Consider the following 15,595-nt stretch of genomic DNA (forward strand, 5'->3'; position numbering starts at 1 on the left):
CCTTTTCGCGGGGGTATACTGTCTCATAAGAAACTCGATAGCAAACGCTTGGCAAGCAAAAGACGGGCAAATGAAAGGAGCGACGTATGGCAAAAAAAGTAACCGTAATTTCCACCAGTATCCGGCCGAACAGCAATTCGGAGCTTTTGGCAAAATCCTTCGCCGAAGGGGCGGAGGCCGCCGGCAACGAAGTGGCGTTCATCACCTTGAAGGATAAGGACATCCGCTTTTGCAGAGGCTGCCTGTCCTGCCATCAGACCGGAAAATGTATCATCCAAGACGATGTGGCTCCGATCATGGACGCCGTGCTTCACGCAGACGTGGTGGTCTGGGCTACGCCAATCTACTATTTCGAGATGTCCGGACAGATGAAAACCCTCATCGACCGCATGAATCCAATGTATCCAATGGATTACCGGTTCCGGGACGTGTATTTCCTGGCCACGGCGGCGGACGAAGGGGAGGATGTTTTCGAAAAGGCGGAGACCGGACTGACCGGCTGGCTGGATTGTTTCCCTAAAACAACCCTGAAGGGGTCCGTGTACTGCGGAGGGGTGACCGGGGGCGGCGAGATTTCCGGGAATGCCAAGCTGGCGGAGGCCCGGGCGCTGGGCGCGCAGGTATAGGAAAGAAGTTGTGAAGAGCTGCTTCGGCGGCGGGGGCACCGAGAGGGGACCCCGTCCGCCGAACAGCTCTTTTTGGTTCTCCACTTTTGCAGTTCAGTTCTAACGCCCATCTGCCCGTAAAAGTCTAATAAAGTAATACTTTTTTCGAAAAGTTGACGATGGAGGGCTCTGTTTTGCAGTTCCATCGTCAATGACCCGGATTTCCCGCTCGACATTAAGGTGGAAGCCACCGTGGCTTTAGAAGGAATTGACGATAATGCCTATGTTTTCGCAGCATTATCGTCAATTCCATCTGAAAAGATCCGCCGGAAACTCTAATTGTCCTCGTGACCCTGTGACAGATTGACGTTGGCGGACGAAATATTCTGCTTTTATCGTCAATTTTTAAAAAGTGATGCATGAGCCACTACAAACGCACCGCATGCATCAACCACGAATTTCCGGTTGATGCATGGAGGCTGAAAATCGAAGCAAAAACATCAGATTCCGGATTCCAGCCCGAAACACGAAGGCCGAAAAGTGATGCACGCCCCCCGGAAAAACTTGACAGGCGACCCATCCGCGACTATAATGAACAATGTTCAATTTGAGGTGAGTGCATGAATCAGAAAGTAACATCCCGAGAAGAAATTCTGAGTGTGAGCCGGGAGCTGGTAAAAAAAGAAGGCAGTCAGGCCATCAGCATCCGGTCCGTGGCCGGGGCTTGCGGCGTGTCCGTGGGATCCATTTATAATTATTTTGGGTCCAAGACCAAGCTGCTGGCGGCCACGGTGGAAAGCATTTGGAATGAAATCTTCCATAATTCGGATAATCCGGCAGTGTACGAGGATGCGGAATCCTGTGTCACTTGGATGTACCGGCGGATGGAAGCCGGGAGCCGGGAATATCCCGGTTTTGTGGCGCTGCATTCTCTGGGACTTGCGGAGCAGGGGAAAAAAGAGAATATCCGGCGCATGAATGAAACGCAGAAGCACATTCAAGCCGGTCTGGTCCGAGTTCTGAAGCACGATTCGCGGGTCCGGAAGGATGCGTTCAATGAGGCGTTCACGCCGGAGGTTTTCGGCGACGTTCTGTTCTCCCTGATGCTGGCGGCACTGCTCCGTGAGGATTACGATCCGGCACCGGTGCTGGAAGTGTTGCGGCGCACGATATATTAGCGGCCGAAGGCTCATAGAGCGCGGCGTTCGCACCGGCCGCGACCCAAACGCTGCCCGTACCGACCATTCAATCTCCCACGTGCGTGGGAGATTCCTTTAGAAGATAAAATGAACATTGTTCAACTAGATGGGGCTGCCGTACGTGCAGCAAAATAATAAAAAAAGGAGGGTGCATGTAATGCAAACAATTATGGAGCCAATCTTTGACGTGGCCTATCTCGTATCCGTTATCACCATTGGAATTAAAATGATCCGCAGAAGCGGGGGCAAGTCCCGCCAGTATACACTTTTCGGATGGATGGCTGTAATCCTGGGTGCCGGCGATTCCTTCCATCTGGTGCCACGCATCATCGCCCTGTGCACCACCGGTTTCGGGGACTACGTAGTTCCACTGGGCATCGGCAAATGGGTGACATCCGTCACCATGACGATTTTCTACGTGCTGATCTACTACGTATGGCGCGAACGCTACAACATCACCGGCCACAAAAATCTGACTGTCTCGGTATACCTGTTGGCCGGCATTCGAATCGCCCTGTGCATGATGCCGCAGAACCGGTGGACCGTCGCCAATCCGCCGCTGTCCTGGGGAATTTATCGGAACATCCCGTTTGCCCTGCTGGGCTTGCCAATCATCGTGCTCTACTTCCGCAGCGCCAAAACGCAGAACGACCGCGCCTTCCGCTGGATGTGGTTCACCATCGTGCTGAGCTTCGGCTGCTACCTCCCGGTAGTTCTCTTCGCCGAAACAATCCCGGTAATAGGCGCCCTGATGATTCCAAAAACCTGCGCTTACTTGTGGGCCGTGGTCATCGGCTTCCGCGCAATGAAAAGCGAGATGCCGAATTAATCTCACAAAAACAATTTCATAAAAACAATTTGCAATCCCAAAGAGGTTTCCGCACGGTACAAGCGTGGCGTGTTGGCAAAAGAGCAAATCAAGTCTATTCATTTCAAAGAAAGCACCGCAATGGGAAATAGTCTTCTCGTTGCGGTGCTGTTTTTGATTTTCCGATTTCGAACACTGCTGCAGTACGGTACAATATCATTAAGCAAATCATCGATGCCGGGATATACAGATACAGAAAGGATGGTGCCCTATGTCCATGTGCGAAAAAGAAGAAATCCAATGTCCGGTCTGCGGAACTACCGGTGAGTTTGAAATGTGGAAGAGTGTGAATACCGTGTTGAATCCGGAGAAGAAAGAACAGCTCCTAAGCGGATCGCTGTTTCAATACATCTGTCCCCACTGCGGAAAGTCATACAACATCGATTATCCGATGCTTTACCATCAGATGGAGGATCAAATCATGATCTATTACGTGGTGCAGGAAGAAGATATCCAAATGGTGGAAGAACAGTTTCGAGGCGATTTTGGGAGTGCGGAAAGCGAGCTCACGAAGGTACTGAAGAAGGATATGGATTCGTACCTGTACCGCATCGTGGGTTCTCAGCGAGAATTGATGGAAAAAATAAGAATCTTCGATGCCGGCAAGGACGACCGAATTGTCGAACTGGTGAAGCACATCATCAGCGATGCGGTTGCAGACAAGAACCCGGACCTAAGGGATGCCAACCTCTACTACTTGGAAGAAGACGGAGAATTCCTGTTTGTCGTTGTGAATTCCAAAGGCGCCCTGGGCACTGTCCCGATTCCGAAAGGAATGTACGAGGATATGGCAGAGGGGGTGCGGGACAAGCTGCCGGACCTTCGGAGCCGCAGCGAGTTCCGGATCGATCGTGCCTGGGCTTCAAAGGCACTGGGAATGGAATAGTTACTATGACTCATCTCACAGACCTCTCTCACAGACTCCTCTCACAAGTATTCCGGAAAGGCCTCTAATTTGCGCCCTTTCCGGAAAAGCAGAAGAAATTGACGCCGAAACGCTCTGCCCCGAGGTTTCGTCGTCAATTCCCCCGCGGCCGTCGGGTAGATTAGAGCCCAATGCCGACTAAAAAGGCGGAATGAGGTCTTGGAAACAGGAAATCCGGAGGAGAAAGAGTGATTTTTTGACCTGAACCAAATTTAAATTAGAGAAAATATCGCAAAGAAAATACTAGATTGACGACAGACATCCGGAAAGCGAGGGTCTGTCGTCAATTTTTGCGATGAAGAATGCAGATTAGAGCAAGAGGCACGAGGAGATGATTAGAATTGACGACGAAAGGGGAGATAGCGCGCATTCGTCGTCAATTCTTTTCTTTTGGAAAATACAATATTGTAAAGAGATGCACGGAGGCCGGCGGGGGCCTTCCGTGCATCTCTTTTCATCTGAATCCGGCCCGGTTTTAATCCGGGCCGGCGGTAAAAATCGGGAAACTGATGCAGGAACGCTGAAAAATAATGTTCCTGCATCAATTGTTTGCCGCCGAGCAAATGAAAGGGCCGATTTCCGGCGGCACTTGGGATTACACTGAAAATCGGCATCCTCGGTTTTGTCATTGCGGTCGGTCTGTCCTTAGTGGTGGGTGCACTGCGAAGCCATAAGCTCCCAAAGATAATTTCTTTTATCCTGGGGTTCTACGTGGAATTCTTTCGGTGCACACCGTTAATCGTTCAGCTTTTCTTCGTGTACTACGGGATGCCGACCATCGGGGTAAAAATAGATCCGGTATTCGCAAGTATCGTTACGATGGGGTTGAACAGCGGCGCATACATGTCCGAGAACGTACGAGGCTCCATTCTGTCCGTCGACAAAGGACAATATGAAGCGGCAAAACTCCTGGGCTTTAACTCATTTCAGGTGAACCGGTACATTGTACTGCCGCAGGCGATTCGCGTGGCGATTCCGGCTTTTATGAACGGATTCTCGACGATGATCAAGGAGACCTCCATGGCCTCCGTGCTTCCGGTAATAGAGCTTACAAAGCTTGGAAATCAAATCTATGCAAAGACCTATCATCCATTTGAAATATATATTTCACTGGGTGTGCTGTATTTTGTGATGACCTACTCCATGACTTTTGTTGCTAGAAAGTTAGAAAGGAAGGCGACAAAATGGCAATGATAGATATTAAAGATCTGAAGAAAAGTTTTGGAAGCAACCACGTGCTCAACGGCGTGAATCTATCGGTGAACAGAGGCGACATCGTGGCCATCATCGGTTCCAGCGGATCCGGTAAAAGTACCCTGGTGCGATGCATCGCCGGCCTGGAGAAACCGGACACCGGACAGATTTTGCTGAACGGGGAGGAATACTTGGATGACGGGAAGGGCGTTGGAAAAATCGGAATGGTCTTCCAGAATTTCAACCTGTTCCCGCACTACACGGCCCGGGAGAACATCACGAAGCCACTGACAATTGTCAAGAAGATGGAGGCATCTGCGGCAGATGAAATTGCTGAGAAGCTGCTTCGAAAAGTCAAACTGGAAAATGCGGCAAACCAATATCCGGCAACCCTTTCCGGAGGACAGAAGCAGCGGCTTGCGATCGCAAGATCCCTTGCCATGGAACCGGAAATCATCGTGTTTGACGAACCCACATCGTCCCTGGACCCATCCCTTGCCCACGAAGTCTTCCAGACCATCAAAGAGCTGGCGGCAGAGGGCCAAACGATGCTGATTGTAACCCATCAGATCAACGCCATCAAAAACTTTGCCACAAGAGTCGTATTCTTGAACGACGGCATAATCGAAGTAGATGGCACCTGCGGGGAAGTATTCGAAAACCCAACAAATGAGAATCTCAAAGACTTCTTGCAGATGGTCGAATTCGATGACCTATAGTCGGAATAATTACGGAATTTATGCAAAACAAGCAGGGACTGCGGAAGCAATTCCTGCTTGTTTTGTATTAACGGTAAAAATATTTCGCGTTGCAACGGTCCGCGACCGATAAAGGTTTCCGGTGGGACCGGGATAGGGTAGAATGGAAGAAAGAATTATTCGATAGTACAGGCAAAATAAAGATGCGTTGTATGATATAATCAAAAAACAATGTAACGTCCGTATGAAGCTATGAGGTAAAAAATGCTTAATCATGTTTGTGTTTGGAAAGATGGAAAATGGAAACGCATAACTGAAGAAGAAGCTGATAAAATGTTTCCTTACAGGATTTCTTCTGACTCCGGTTTATTTATGTGTGAATTATGCGGGCAATTCGTATCGTTTACAAAGGGAGACACACGAAAGCGTTATTTTAAACATAGCCGAGGAGAAACGAATAAGGAATGCGAGGACCGTTCAATTGGGTACTATAATCCAGAGCCGATTCAGAAGAAAGACTTAGAATTGCCAATTAGAATAATCCAGTATCAGGATGATTATTCTTTTCAAATAGGGCTGCCGGAAATTCCGGAAAACATTTTGGAGAAACAACAGACAAATGAAGTGATAATAGCAAATGAATATGAAGAAAAACGAATATATTCATTTGAACGATTGGCTTTTCGGGGAACAACGTATGTAGATGTAGGCAAACGGTTGGCCAGTCGTTATGAACTTAAATTAGGACAAGATACAGAAGATATCTGGGAATTTTGGCCTAAAACAACGATTACAAATGGTAGGGAAGGAAGACTCTTTGATGTAAAAACGGGAAAAATGTTGCCTTTTGATACGGATGTAGAAGTTGGAAAGTTGTATTACTATTTCACAAAAGAATTTTTGCTGCCTCGAGTTTCGCCTTCTTTAAAAAGGGTTTCGAAACTTGATAATGGAAATTTGTATATGGTGAGCGCTACGAATTTGGATGAAGAAAATGCAAAATTCTTTTTAAGTATACGAGCACGACTTACGAATACACCTCTCAAGACTTTAAATATATGGCCGCCAAGTGCTAACCAGGACGGAGTTGTTAGACATACAAGTCATGCGGTCTGGATGTATCTATCGGGAAATGCAAGAGTAACGGTAGATGATAGATTGGTTTCACCGATAGGAGAAGAGAAAGATAATTGGTCATTATATAGAATACCTATTCGGTATAATCGGCAATTTGTACTGATTGGTCGAACTGGGGTATTGGATTATTGCAGGCTTCAACGTGATGAGAAAAAATACGAAGTTGAAGATGCGAAAGTGGAGATAACGGATATTAATAAGAATCCTTTAGAGGGATATAAGCAACAAAAATTACCTCCGGAGAAAAAGATATTTATAAAAGCGGAGTATGACGGAATTGCTATTATTCAGGGAAAAGAGCGTTATTTTAAAAAGAAAATTTATGCGGATCGTATGGAATCTATTGAAGATATTGACTTTGATACTTCTATTACTGTCACTGTAGGATGCGACGTTGTTCGACAGATTTATTTTGAACCGAAGAAACAGAACAGAAATAATGAAGTGAATTGGTCAGATTTTCTACATAGAATCCGAGAGGCCAAAGGACGAGATGTCAAAGTGGATAGTACGGAATTCGCAACTTATTGTTCGAGTATTGCAGATGAACGAGTGAGAGCCTTTATAAGGAATGCCGCTTCTAGAGGCACCCTTCCGTCGGAAGCAGTATCATTATTGCGTAAAGAGACAATGAAATTTAGGAGAAAGTGATGGACAATAATATAAGAGTAGAGAAGTGTTCAATATGCAGAGTTACTGGAAGCAGCATCGGGATGGAAGGCGATATATATTTGGAACGTCTCTTTGATATCGAAGATGATCGTCTTTCCGTTCCGATTATTAATGAAGATGCTCCTAAAAAATTCGGAAATAGGACGTGGCTTTATAAGAATGATGGCCCCAATAGCATCGGATACATTGGGTGTTGGAGATGGTCTGCCAAGACGAACAAGAATAAACCAGAGTCGGATTACGTTCGATCTACTTTCATTCAGGAAATAAGACCAATTTTCGTAGATTCTATTACAGTGCAAAATAATGAACAGCTAATTTCCGCATTGAAAAATGAATATCGAATTTCAGCAAACGAGAGAAACGGAAATGGAATAATACTTATATACAAAAGTAATTCGAGATGTTATCAGGGGGTGTACATTCCTCCAGAAAAAATGATTGAGATTGAAACAGGAGATTATATATTAAATCCAGATACAGCTTATTTACGGACTGTGGTGATTGACCGAGCAGATGTATTACCTTTTGAAAATGAAAAAATTTATAGATTCCTAAGTGTTAATCTAGGCGGCACTTTACTAATAAAAAGTCCATTCGAAGTTATTAAACAGTACTTCTTAAAGAATGCGACCTGGAAAACATATAGCCGAATGGTAGGAGGAACACATGCTGAACACAATGAATTGAAAGCTTTTATTGAAAGCATAAATGAAAGCATTGAAGTTCAAATTGCACGAGAATGTGGAATATCAGAAGATGACGCTTCGAGTTACATTAATAAGTTCATGAACGAAATCGAAAAATACTTTAGTTCAAAAGATCTTGAAACCGAGGCGTTACAACTTCTTCTAACAAGGGACGAAAATCTTCGGATGGAATGTGAAAAAGTGGCAGAGGCGTGCTGGAAAGAAGAAAATGCAAAGATAGTTAAAAGCGCAGAAGAGAATATAAGTACTCTTGAAAAGACTCTGGAGAAAATCAAGAGTGAATTAGAACAAAAACAGATTGAATTGAGACAAGCTAACGTTGACTTAGAAAAATGGAAAGAGGATCACCGTCGGCTTGAAGAAGAGTTTGATGAAGAAATTCAAAAGAAAATTCAAAATGCGAAACATAGTGTTGGGGGCTTATTGGCAGATACTGTTTATGTGAATGAATTGCTTGGAACTTCTGGAAGAGACGAAAATAAAAATAATGAAATTAACTATTGTAGAGGCGAATTTAAAGAAACGGAGGAAACTTTCAGTAGGATTGAAGATGCACATGATTTGCTGACTCATAACCTCCATGAGTTTGCAGGAGTAAATGAAGACTATGCGCCAATATTAAGTTCAATGTTGTTGTCCACTTTTGAAAATCATATTCCGATGGTTTTGGCTGGGCCGAATGGGGAGGCAATAGCAGAAGCTTTTTCACATACGTTGTTTAGCTCTTCTTGTGGATGCCTCGAATGTAATGAGGAATATAGTAAGGATGTGAAAAAATGCATTTTTGACGCACCCGATCCGGTCATATGCATTGATGGTTTTACAAATTTCAATTGGTTGCACAGTGTACCGGATATTTGTTCATGCCGAGAAAAAACATTGTTCTTCCTCACACCGTATTTTGAAGAATTATTCTTGGCACCAAAAGGATTAGTGAGTTATGTATTCCCGATTTCCACAAGTGAATTTGTAGAAGAGCTGCCAACGGAAGATTATATAGCAGGATTATATAATAGTGGACAAGAAGAAATCCGTTATGCCGAAAGTGAAAGAAAAATCTTAGAGCTAAATGATTTAGGGATGGCTCGGACGTTACAGAAAAAGTATCAGAGAATATATGCTTCGGCGAAAGTTATTATGGCGGATCGAAGAAAAAATACATTGATGCGGTACATGACCTTGTTAATTCCATATGCAGTTTTGACTGGGACGTCTGAAAAGTTAAAAGAAATAGCTTCTACAGAAAACCTATTGTCAGACGAAGATAAAAACAATCTGGTGTATTTTATGGGTGTGGAATAAATGATAAATCTTGATATTATTGCAAAAGAATTAAACATAAAAAAAGATAAGTCTGAAAAAGACGTGGAATGGTACCGACGTGTTGTGTATAGTGCTGTGGGTCGCATGGCTTTAGCAACGTTGTGGAATGAAAATGATAAAGGGGAGATTTCTGTTAGACGTTTAAAAAGCACGACGTACGAATTGCTTAAAGCCTATGAATCAATGGTTCCTGGAATAAACAGTACGTCGAATTACGGAGAACATACAGACAGGCTTTGTGATTCCATATTATCTACCATGGAAAACGCGGGATTCTTTTATCATAGAGCAGAATACTACAGAATTGCGAAAACGAAACATATTAAAATGGGAAAAGTAAAACTCTGCCGAGGTATATATGCAACGGAGTCTTGTTACATGAGCGGTCTTGGAGCATATACAAAAGCGACTAATGCGGATGAGAATGATGAGAGCTTTTCAAATAGCTTTGAGAAACCGCAGTTTGTTTTGCAGAAGTTAATAGAATCCGTTTCTTGGAGAGAATGCGATTTTGAAAAAGAAAAGGTTGAGTATCTGAAAATGGAGGAACCATTTGAAAAAGGATACTGGACGGGCCAACCCAATTTTCAATTTCAGTATTCATTAGCGCGGACAAAAAAATGTGAAACATTTCTTCAAACCTATTATTTGGTAAGAAAAACATCTGAGGGAATGGAAGTTGCGGAATTACCTACATGGGTATCAGAAGACAGAAATTATACCTTATTATCTACGGGTTTGCTTCAATATTATAAGCAAATGCCTCCCGTTATAATCAAGCATGGAGAAGAAATTGCAAAAATTGAAATTGAGTATAGGTTGCATCCGGATGTAGAGAATTTGATGCTGGCATATAGTTGGCCGGAACGGTATGATGGAGAAAATAGACCGTTTTCTAGGATAATACCGAAATCATTGTCTGGAACGTTTAAGAAAATCCTTGTTGATACAGGGTACAATGTGAGAGAGGACTTCTAATGAATCAAGGTGCATATTCAGTTCATAAGAAAATTCGACAAGAATTAGAAAACTATATTAAAACACAATACTTTGGAAAGTCGCCGTTGCTCTTTGATGCGTTGAAGGACGAGCTATCTAAAGAAGGGGTTCTGTACAGAGAACCATATATTGAATCGTTGCCTGCATATACGCAAGTTGGAAGTATTGAAGATTTGACGCAGGATGAATTTGACAAGCAGTTTTTTCAGACTCTAGCAGAAAATGAAATGGGAGTTTATCCAACGCCGTATGCGCATCAGGTTAAAGCATTTAAGAATGCAGTTGATGGAAGAGATATATTTGTTTCGACGGGTACCGGTTCCGGAAAAACAGAATGTTTTATGTGGCCGATGATTTCAAAATTGATGAAAGAAGCAAAGAATTCAAGTACTTGGAATCAACGTGGTGTACGGGTAATGATTATGTACCCGATGAACGCATTGGTTTCCGATCAGTTGAGTCGGCTTCGGCGACTGATTGGAGATCCGGAAGGAAAATTTGCAGAAATCTTTCGAGAGTGTGCAGGTAGTAAAGTAAGACGTCCACAATTTGGAATGTATACGGGAAGAACGCCATATTCGGGGGCAAAAACTGATTCGTCGAAAGACAAAAATCTTGCTGCCACCTACGAACGAATGATAAAACCGGAAAGTGATGGAGAAGAATTACAGTATTTCTTAACACTTCAAAAACAAGGTAGAATACCGGCAAAAAAGAACTTAAACGAGTATGTAGCTGCTTTAAAAGAAGGAAAGCATATTACGGATCCGGAGGATGCGGAGATGCTTACTCGCTTTGAGATGCAGAAATGTTGTCCAGATATACTGATTACAAATTATTCTATGCTAGAATATATGCTGCTTCGAAATACAGAACAACGCATATGGGATGAGACTCGTCGATGGCTGGCAGAAAGAAAAGAAAACAGACTCCTGTTTATTATTGATGAAGCACACATGTATAGAGGTTCTTCCGGAGGGGAAGTTGCCCTATTGATAAAACGGTTACTTCATAAATTGCAAATCGGAAAAGAAAAAGTGCAGTTCATACTTACAACCGCAAGTATGCCAAGTTCAACTGACGAAGACTGGGAAGCGGTACGTAATTTTTCCTTTAACTTAACTGGGAAAGAAAACTTTGAATATATCACAGGTGAAAGGAAGACGATAGAGGTTGAACAACCGAAAAGATTAAAATACATAGAACCGACACAAGACTTAATCACAGGTATAGAGAACTCTGAACTTGAGAAATTGAATTACTTTTGGCAGAAAGCTTGTGATGAGAATATTGTTTTTAATTCAATAGAAGATGCAAAGATTTGGATGTACCATCATTTATTGGATTATGAACCATTTGCGAAATTAATTAAGAAGTGCAGAGGAGATGCAATAGCATTATCATCCTTAGGGGAAGAAATATATCCAGATCTTGATGGAGAAAATGCTGCAAAGGCGGTTAGTCTATTGATTTCGATTGCTCAACTGGCAACCTCAAAGAAAGGAGAAGTGCTTTTTCCTGCAAAAATGCACCTTCTATTTAGAGGTTTGAAGGGCGTATTTGCTTGCGTGAATTCAAAGTGCAAAAATCATCATACAGATCATGGGATTACAGTAGGTGATGTATTTATAAATAATCAAAAACAGACTTGTCCAAGCTGTGGAAGCATGGTTTATGAATTATATGAAGATAGAAGATGTGGAGCTCTTTTCTACAAGGGATATATAGATGAAACGGAACTTAAAACAAAAACGAATAGAACCTATTTGTGGCATTATCCAGGGCAAAAGCCGGATACGAAAATAAGAGAAATTCATCTCTATATTCCTGAAGAAGGTTTTACCGCGCCACATACGAGTTCCCCAAATAGAATTAAACCGTGCTATATGAATATGCAGAATGGGTTTATTGATTTTGCAGATGATTCCCATAAAAACGATCCTTCGTATCGAAAACTATATTATTGCGCCTATGCGTCAGACAAAATACCGGAAATACGATCTTTCGCCAAGTGCCCGCATTGTGCTAGGATGCTTTCAAATTCTCGTTTAATCAGTTTCTCCACGAGAGGAAATCAATCATTTAATAACTTGATAAAGGCTCAGTTTGATGCGGAACCTCCGATAGAGAGTAAAAAAGATATTCAGAAATACCCGAACGAAGGAAGAAAGGTATTGCTTTTTTCAGATAGCAGACAACGGGCAGCTGTTTTGGCGCGAGACATGTCCAATGAATCCGATATGAATGCAGCACGTCGTTTATTCATGTGTGCTGTGAGTAAAATGAGCGATTCTGGCGAAAAATCGTTGGATGATATCTACGGATACTTTCTAGAAGAAGCGATACATCACAAGACACAAATCTTTGACGATGTCTTCCGTGCGGAGTGCGAAAAATTTAAATTAAAGAGCGGTAATACAAGGAGAAGAAGACGCAATAAAGAATCAGGGGCGAGCGATAAAAAAAGCGAATTCACAATATCAAAAAAATCGGATAGGAATATGATGGAGACTATTCTGCGACTTTATTGTGGAAACTATAATACATTGATTGATGATGCGCTCAGCTGGGTAGAGCCGATGTCGAATATAAAAAACGATATCTTTGATTATATTGCAGAAAGAATAGATTTACCAGAGGAGGATGAACTAGAGGCTGCGTTAGATGATAAGATAGACGATGTCTTCAATGCATGGTTTATGGATATTTGTGATGCACATCAAGCAATCGGTCAGATTATACCGAATACGGTTCGAAATAGAGTTCGTCGAAACTATAAAGAAAGATTTGGTTTATCTGCAGATTGGGACTTTTCAAAAACAATAATTGAAGCGTGTGGCTGGAATGAAAATGGAAAGGAACATGACGCCTTCAAGGATGCTTTTCAAGAGAATTTACTGGAACAAATGAAAGATGGAGATTACCATTATTTTATTGGATTAGATAAAGTAAAACCAGTATTTGAAAAGAAGCATGAATGGTTTCGATGTCCAGTTTGTTCTGCCGTTACTCCAAGATTGTTGCAGAAAAAGTGTCCTTGCTGCGGTTCCGAAAAAATAGAAGTGATGAATCAAAATGGATATGAGGCTTTGGACTTCTGGAGAAAGCCAGTCTTTGACGCATTAGATGGAGAAACCATAAGAACTATAGCAACAGAAGAACACACCGCGCAGCTTTCGCATAAAGATCAACAAGACGATGTTTGGTCCAAAACGGAAGAATACGAATTGAGATTTCAAGATATGGTGAAGCCGGGAGAAACTCCGGTAGATATTTTAAGCAGTACGACCACAATGGAAGTGGGAATTGATATAGGATCCCTTGTTGCGGTGGGACTTAGAAATATTCCTCCGATGCGTGAGAATTACCAACAACGTGCAGGTCGTGCAGGACGACGTGGATCGTCACTCTCAACAATCGTAACTTTTTGTGAAAATGGCGCGTATGACGCTTTGTATTTTAAAGATCCAACCGATATGTTTCGCGGGGATCCTCGTCGCCCGTGGATTGATGTTGAAAGTCCTAAATTGCTTCAGCGACATCTGAATATGATTATTTTGCAAGACTGTTTGCGGGATGAATATAAACTGGGACTGGATGAAATGCCGACCTTGAAGTTCATGGAAGGAAACGGAATCTCCAAATTAAGGAATTATGTTCTGGCGTACGACATCAATGACGAAGCGTTACTGTATGAAAAAAATATAGATATTTCGAAAATCTATAATAATTTGATTGATGCAATGTATGATCTGGAAGAGAAAGTAGCAAGGCATCGAGAGTTGTACGAAGGGGAAAACAAAAGTGATTGGAAATCACTGCTAGATGCTCTATACGAAGAAGGTATTATTCCGACGTATTCATTTCCGAAGAATGTGGTAAGTCTCTATATTAGCAATTATAAGGGAACAGTGCCTAAAGTTGAATATCAGGTTGAAAGAGGTTTGGACGTTGCAATTGGAGAGTACGCTCCAGGAAGAGCTGTTGTAGTAGATAAGAAAACATACCAAATAGGAGGTCTCTATTATCCTGGATTGGAAAAAAAGGATTCCGCAAAGCCAATACAAAAATTTATGAAAGATCCGAATTATAAGAAATTGATTCTTTCATGTGAAGGATGCGGTTGGTTTGGAATCAAAGAAGCGAATATTGAGGCGTGCCCATTTTGTGGAAATAAGGATATAAGAAATGATTTACCGATGGTAAGGCCATGGGGATTCGCACCGAAGAATGGAAAGGCGTGCTCGGATACACAGGTAGATGAAGCGTATTCGAAAGTCCAAACACCGCTGTATTCTACATTGCCAAATGACCAAGATATTAGGCCGGTTTATCATTGTAAGAATATTCGTCAAGCAATGCGAAGAGATCAGAATATTATTCTGATTAATCGAGGACCAGAAAATGAAGGATTTACGTTATGCCCTGATTGTGGAGCAATTGTACCGGGAAAGGAAGAATCTTCTTTAAAGAAGGTTTGGACACCATACAATACGACGTCGTGCAGCCACGCAAATGCAGAACCGGTAAATCTTGGTTATGATTTTAAGACCGATATGCTTGTACTGGAATTTTGGTTGGATGCAGAACAAATTGATACAGACGTTAGCAATATTTGGCTGCATCGAGCGGGAAAAACACTTGCGGAAAGCATTCGATTAGCCGCTGGAAGAGAATTGGATATTGAATTTACGGAGTTGCAAACAGGATACCGAATCCGGACAAATAGAAATGGACTATTTATGGACATATACATGTATGATAGTTTGTCCAGCGGTGCCGGATATTCGAAACGCATCTCTGAAATTACACCAGAGTTATTAAAGGCAAGCAGAAATCTCCTGGAGAATTGCAATTGCAGTTCTGCTTGCTACGATTGCTTAAAGCATTATCGCAATCAGCACATTCATTCGGATTTAGATCGATTTGCAGCAAAGGACCTTCTGGAATGGGGAATGAATGGAAAAACACCGGATCATTTTACAACCAAAATACAATGGGATTTATTGATGCCATTGGTTGATATTTTAAACGAAGAAGGCATCATTACTAGAAAACAAGGAGAAAAAGTGACTTTGCTTAAAGAATCGGAAAGTAGAAACCTTGTTGTATATCCTGCGATGTTAAAGAAGCCGATCACAAAGGACACAATATATCTTAGTGACTATATGCTTAAATACGAGAAGCCAATGGCACTAAGTGAAATCCTTTCATACTTCAGAAGAAGTTAGTATGATGATAATCTAAATGAAAGAGCAAGAAAGG

11 protein-coding genes are annotated in these 15,595 nt (G+C 42.4%); 10 read left to right on the top strand and 1 reads right to left on the bottom strand.

Annotated features, from left to right (window positions below; translation table 11 throughout):
* Positions 1-86: 86 nt before the first annotated feature.
* The 4 genes from FYJ65_RS07860 (at position 87) to FYJ65_RS07875 (ending at position 3,558) form a co-directional block, all read left to right on the top strand.
* Positions 87-626: a flavodoxin family protein gene (locus FYJ65_RS07860; RefSeq protein ID WP_154554772.1), complete on the top strand. Its 540-nt coding sequence runs from the start codon at positions 87-89 to the stop codon at positions 624-626.
* Positions 627-1,225: 599 nt separating this feature from the next.
* Positions 1,226-1,783, top strand: coding sequence for a TetR/AcrR family transcriptional regulator (locus tag FYJ65_RS07865; protein ID WP_154554773.1), 558 nt, complete (start codon positions 1,226-1,228; stop codon positions 1,781-1,783).
* Between the two features lie 178 nt (positions 1,784-1,961).
* On the top strand, positions 1,962-2,633 hold the full coding sequence (locus FYJ65_RS07870) for a hypothetical protein (RefSeq protein ID WP_154554774.1): 672 nt from the start codon (positions 1,962-1,964) through the stop codon (positions 2,631-2,633).
* 256 nt (positions 2,634-2,889) lie between these two features.
* Positions 2,890-3,558 carry a CpXC domain-containing protein gene (locus tag FYJ65_RS07875; RefSeq protein ID WP_206157369.1) on the top strand — a complete coding sequence of 223 codons (669 nt, stop codon included), beginning with the start codon at positions 2,890-2,892 and terminating at the stop codon, positions 3,556-3,558.
* Between the two features lie 374 nt (positions 3,559-3,932).
* Here FYJ65_RS07875 and FYJ65_RS07880 read toward each other — a convergent pair whose 3' ends face one another.
* A complete protein-coding gene (locus tag FYJ65_RS07880; RefSeq protein ID WP_154554776.1) occupies positions 3,933-4,211 on the bottom strand; it encodes a hypothetical protein in 279 nt (92 codons plus the stop codon).
* A gap of 25 nt (positions 4,212-4,236) precedes the next feature.
* Between FYJ65_RS07880 and FYJ65_RS07885 the strand changes: the two genes are divergently transcribed.
* The 6 genes from FYJ65_RS07885 to FYJ65_RS07910 all read left to right on the top strand — a co-directional run bounded on the left by FYJ65_RS07885 (position 4,237) and on the right by FYJ65_RS07910 (position 15,561).
* The gene (locus FYJ65_RS07885) at positions 4,237-4,791 is read left to right on the top strand and encodes an amino acid ABC transporter permease (RefSeq protein WP_235898240.1); all 555 of its coding nucleotides are present in this window, start codon (positions 4,237-4,239) and stop codon (positions 4,789-4,791) included.
* Positions 4,782-5,510 carry an amino acid ABC transporter ATP-binding protein gene (locus FYJ65_RS07890; RefSeq protein ID WP_331469457.1) on the top strand — a complete coding sequence of 243 codons (729 nt, stop codon included), beginning with the start codon at positions 4,782-4,784 and terminating at the stop codon, positions 5,508-5,510. The genes FYJ65_RS07885 and FYJ65_RS07890 overlap by 10 nt, the downstream gene beginning before the upstream one ends.
* A 243-nt stretch (positions 5,511-5,753) precedes the next feature.
* Positions 5,754-7,277 carry a hypothetical protein gene (locus tag FYJ65_RS07895; RefSeq protein WP_154554778.1) on the top strand — a complete coding sequence of 508 codons (1,524 nt, stop codon included), beginning with the start codon at positions 5,754-5,756 and terminating at the stop codon, positions 7,275-7,277.
* Positions 7,277-9,310: a hypothetical protein gene (locus tag FYJ65_RS07900; protein ID WP_154554779.1), complete on the top strand. Its 2,034-nt coding sequence runs from the start codon at positions 7,277-7,279 to the stop codon at positions 9,308-9,310. Before FYJ65_RS07895 ends, FYJ65_RS07900 begins: the two co-directional genes overlap by 1 nt.
* Positions 9,311-10,309: a hypothetical protein gene (locus tag FYJ65_RS07905; RefSeq protein ID WP_154554780.1), complete on the top strand. Its 999-nt coding sequence runs from the start codon at positions 9,311-9,313 to the stop codon at positions 10,307-10,309.
* Positions 10,309-15,561 carry a DEAD/DEAH box helicase gene (locus FYJ65_RS07910; RefSeq protein ID WP_154554781.1) on the top strand — a complete coding sequence of 1,751 codons (5,253 nt, stop codon included), beginning with the start codon at positions 10,309-10,311 and terminating at the stop codon, positions 15,559-15,561. Before FYJ65_RS07905 ends, FYJ65_RS07910 begins: the two co-directional genes overlap by 1 nt.
* Positions 15,562-15,595: the final 34 nt, after the last annotated feature.

The sequence above is a fragment of the Mogibacterium kristiansenii genome, from assembly GCF_009695905.1.
In the GTDB taxonomy this organism is placed as follows: domain Bacteria; phylum Bacillota; class Clostridia; order Peptostreptococcales; family Anaerovoracaceae; genus Mogibacterium_A; species Mogibacterium_A kristiansenii.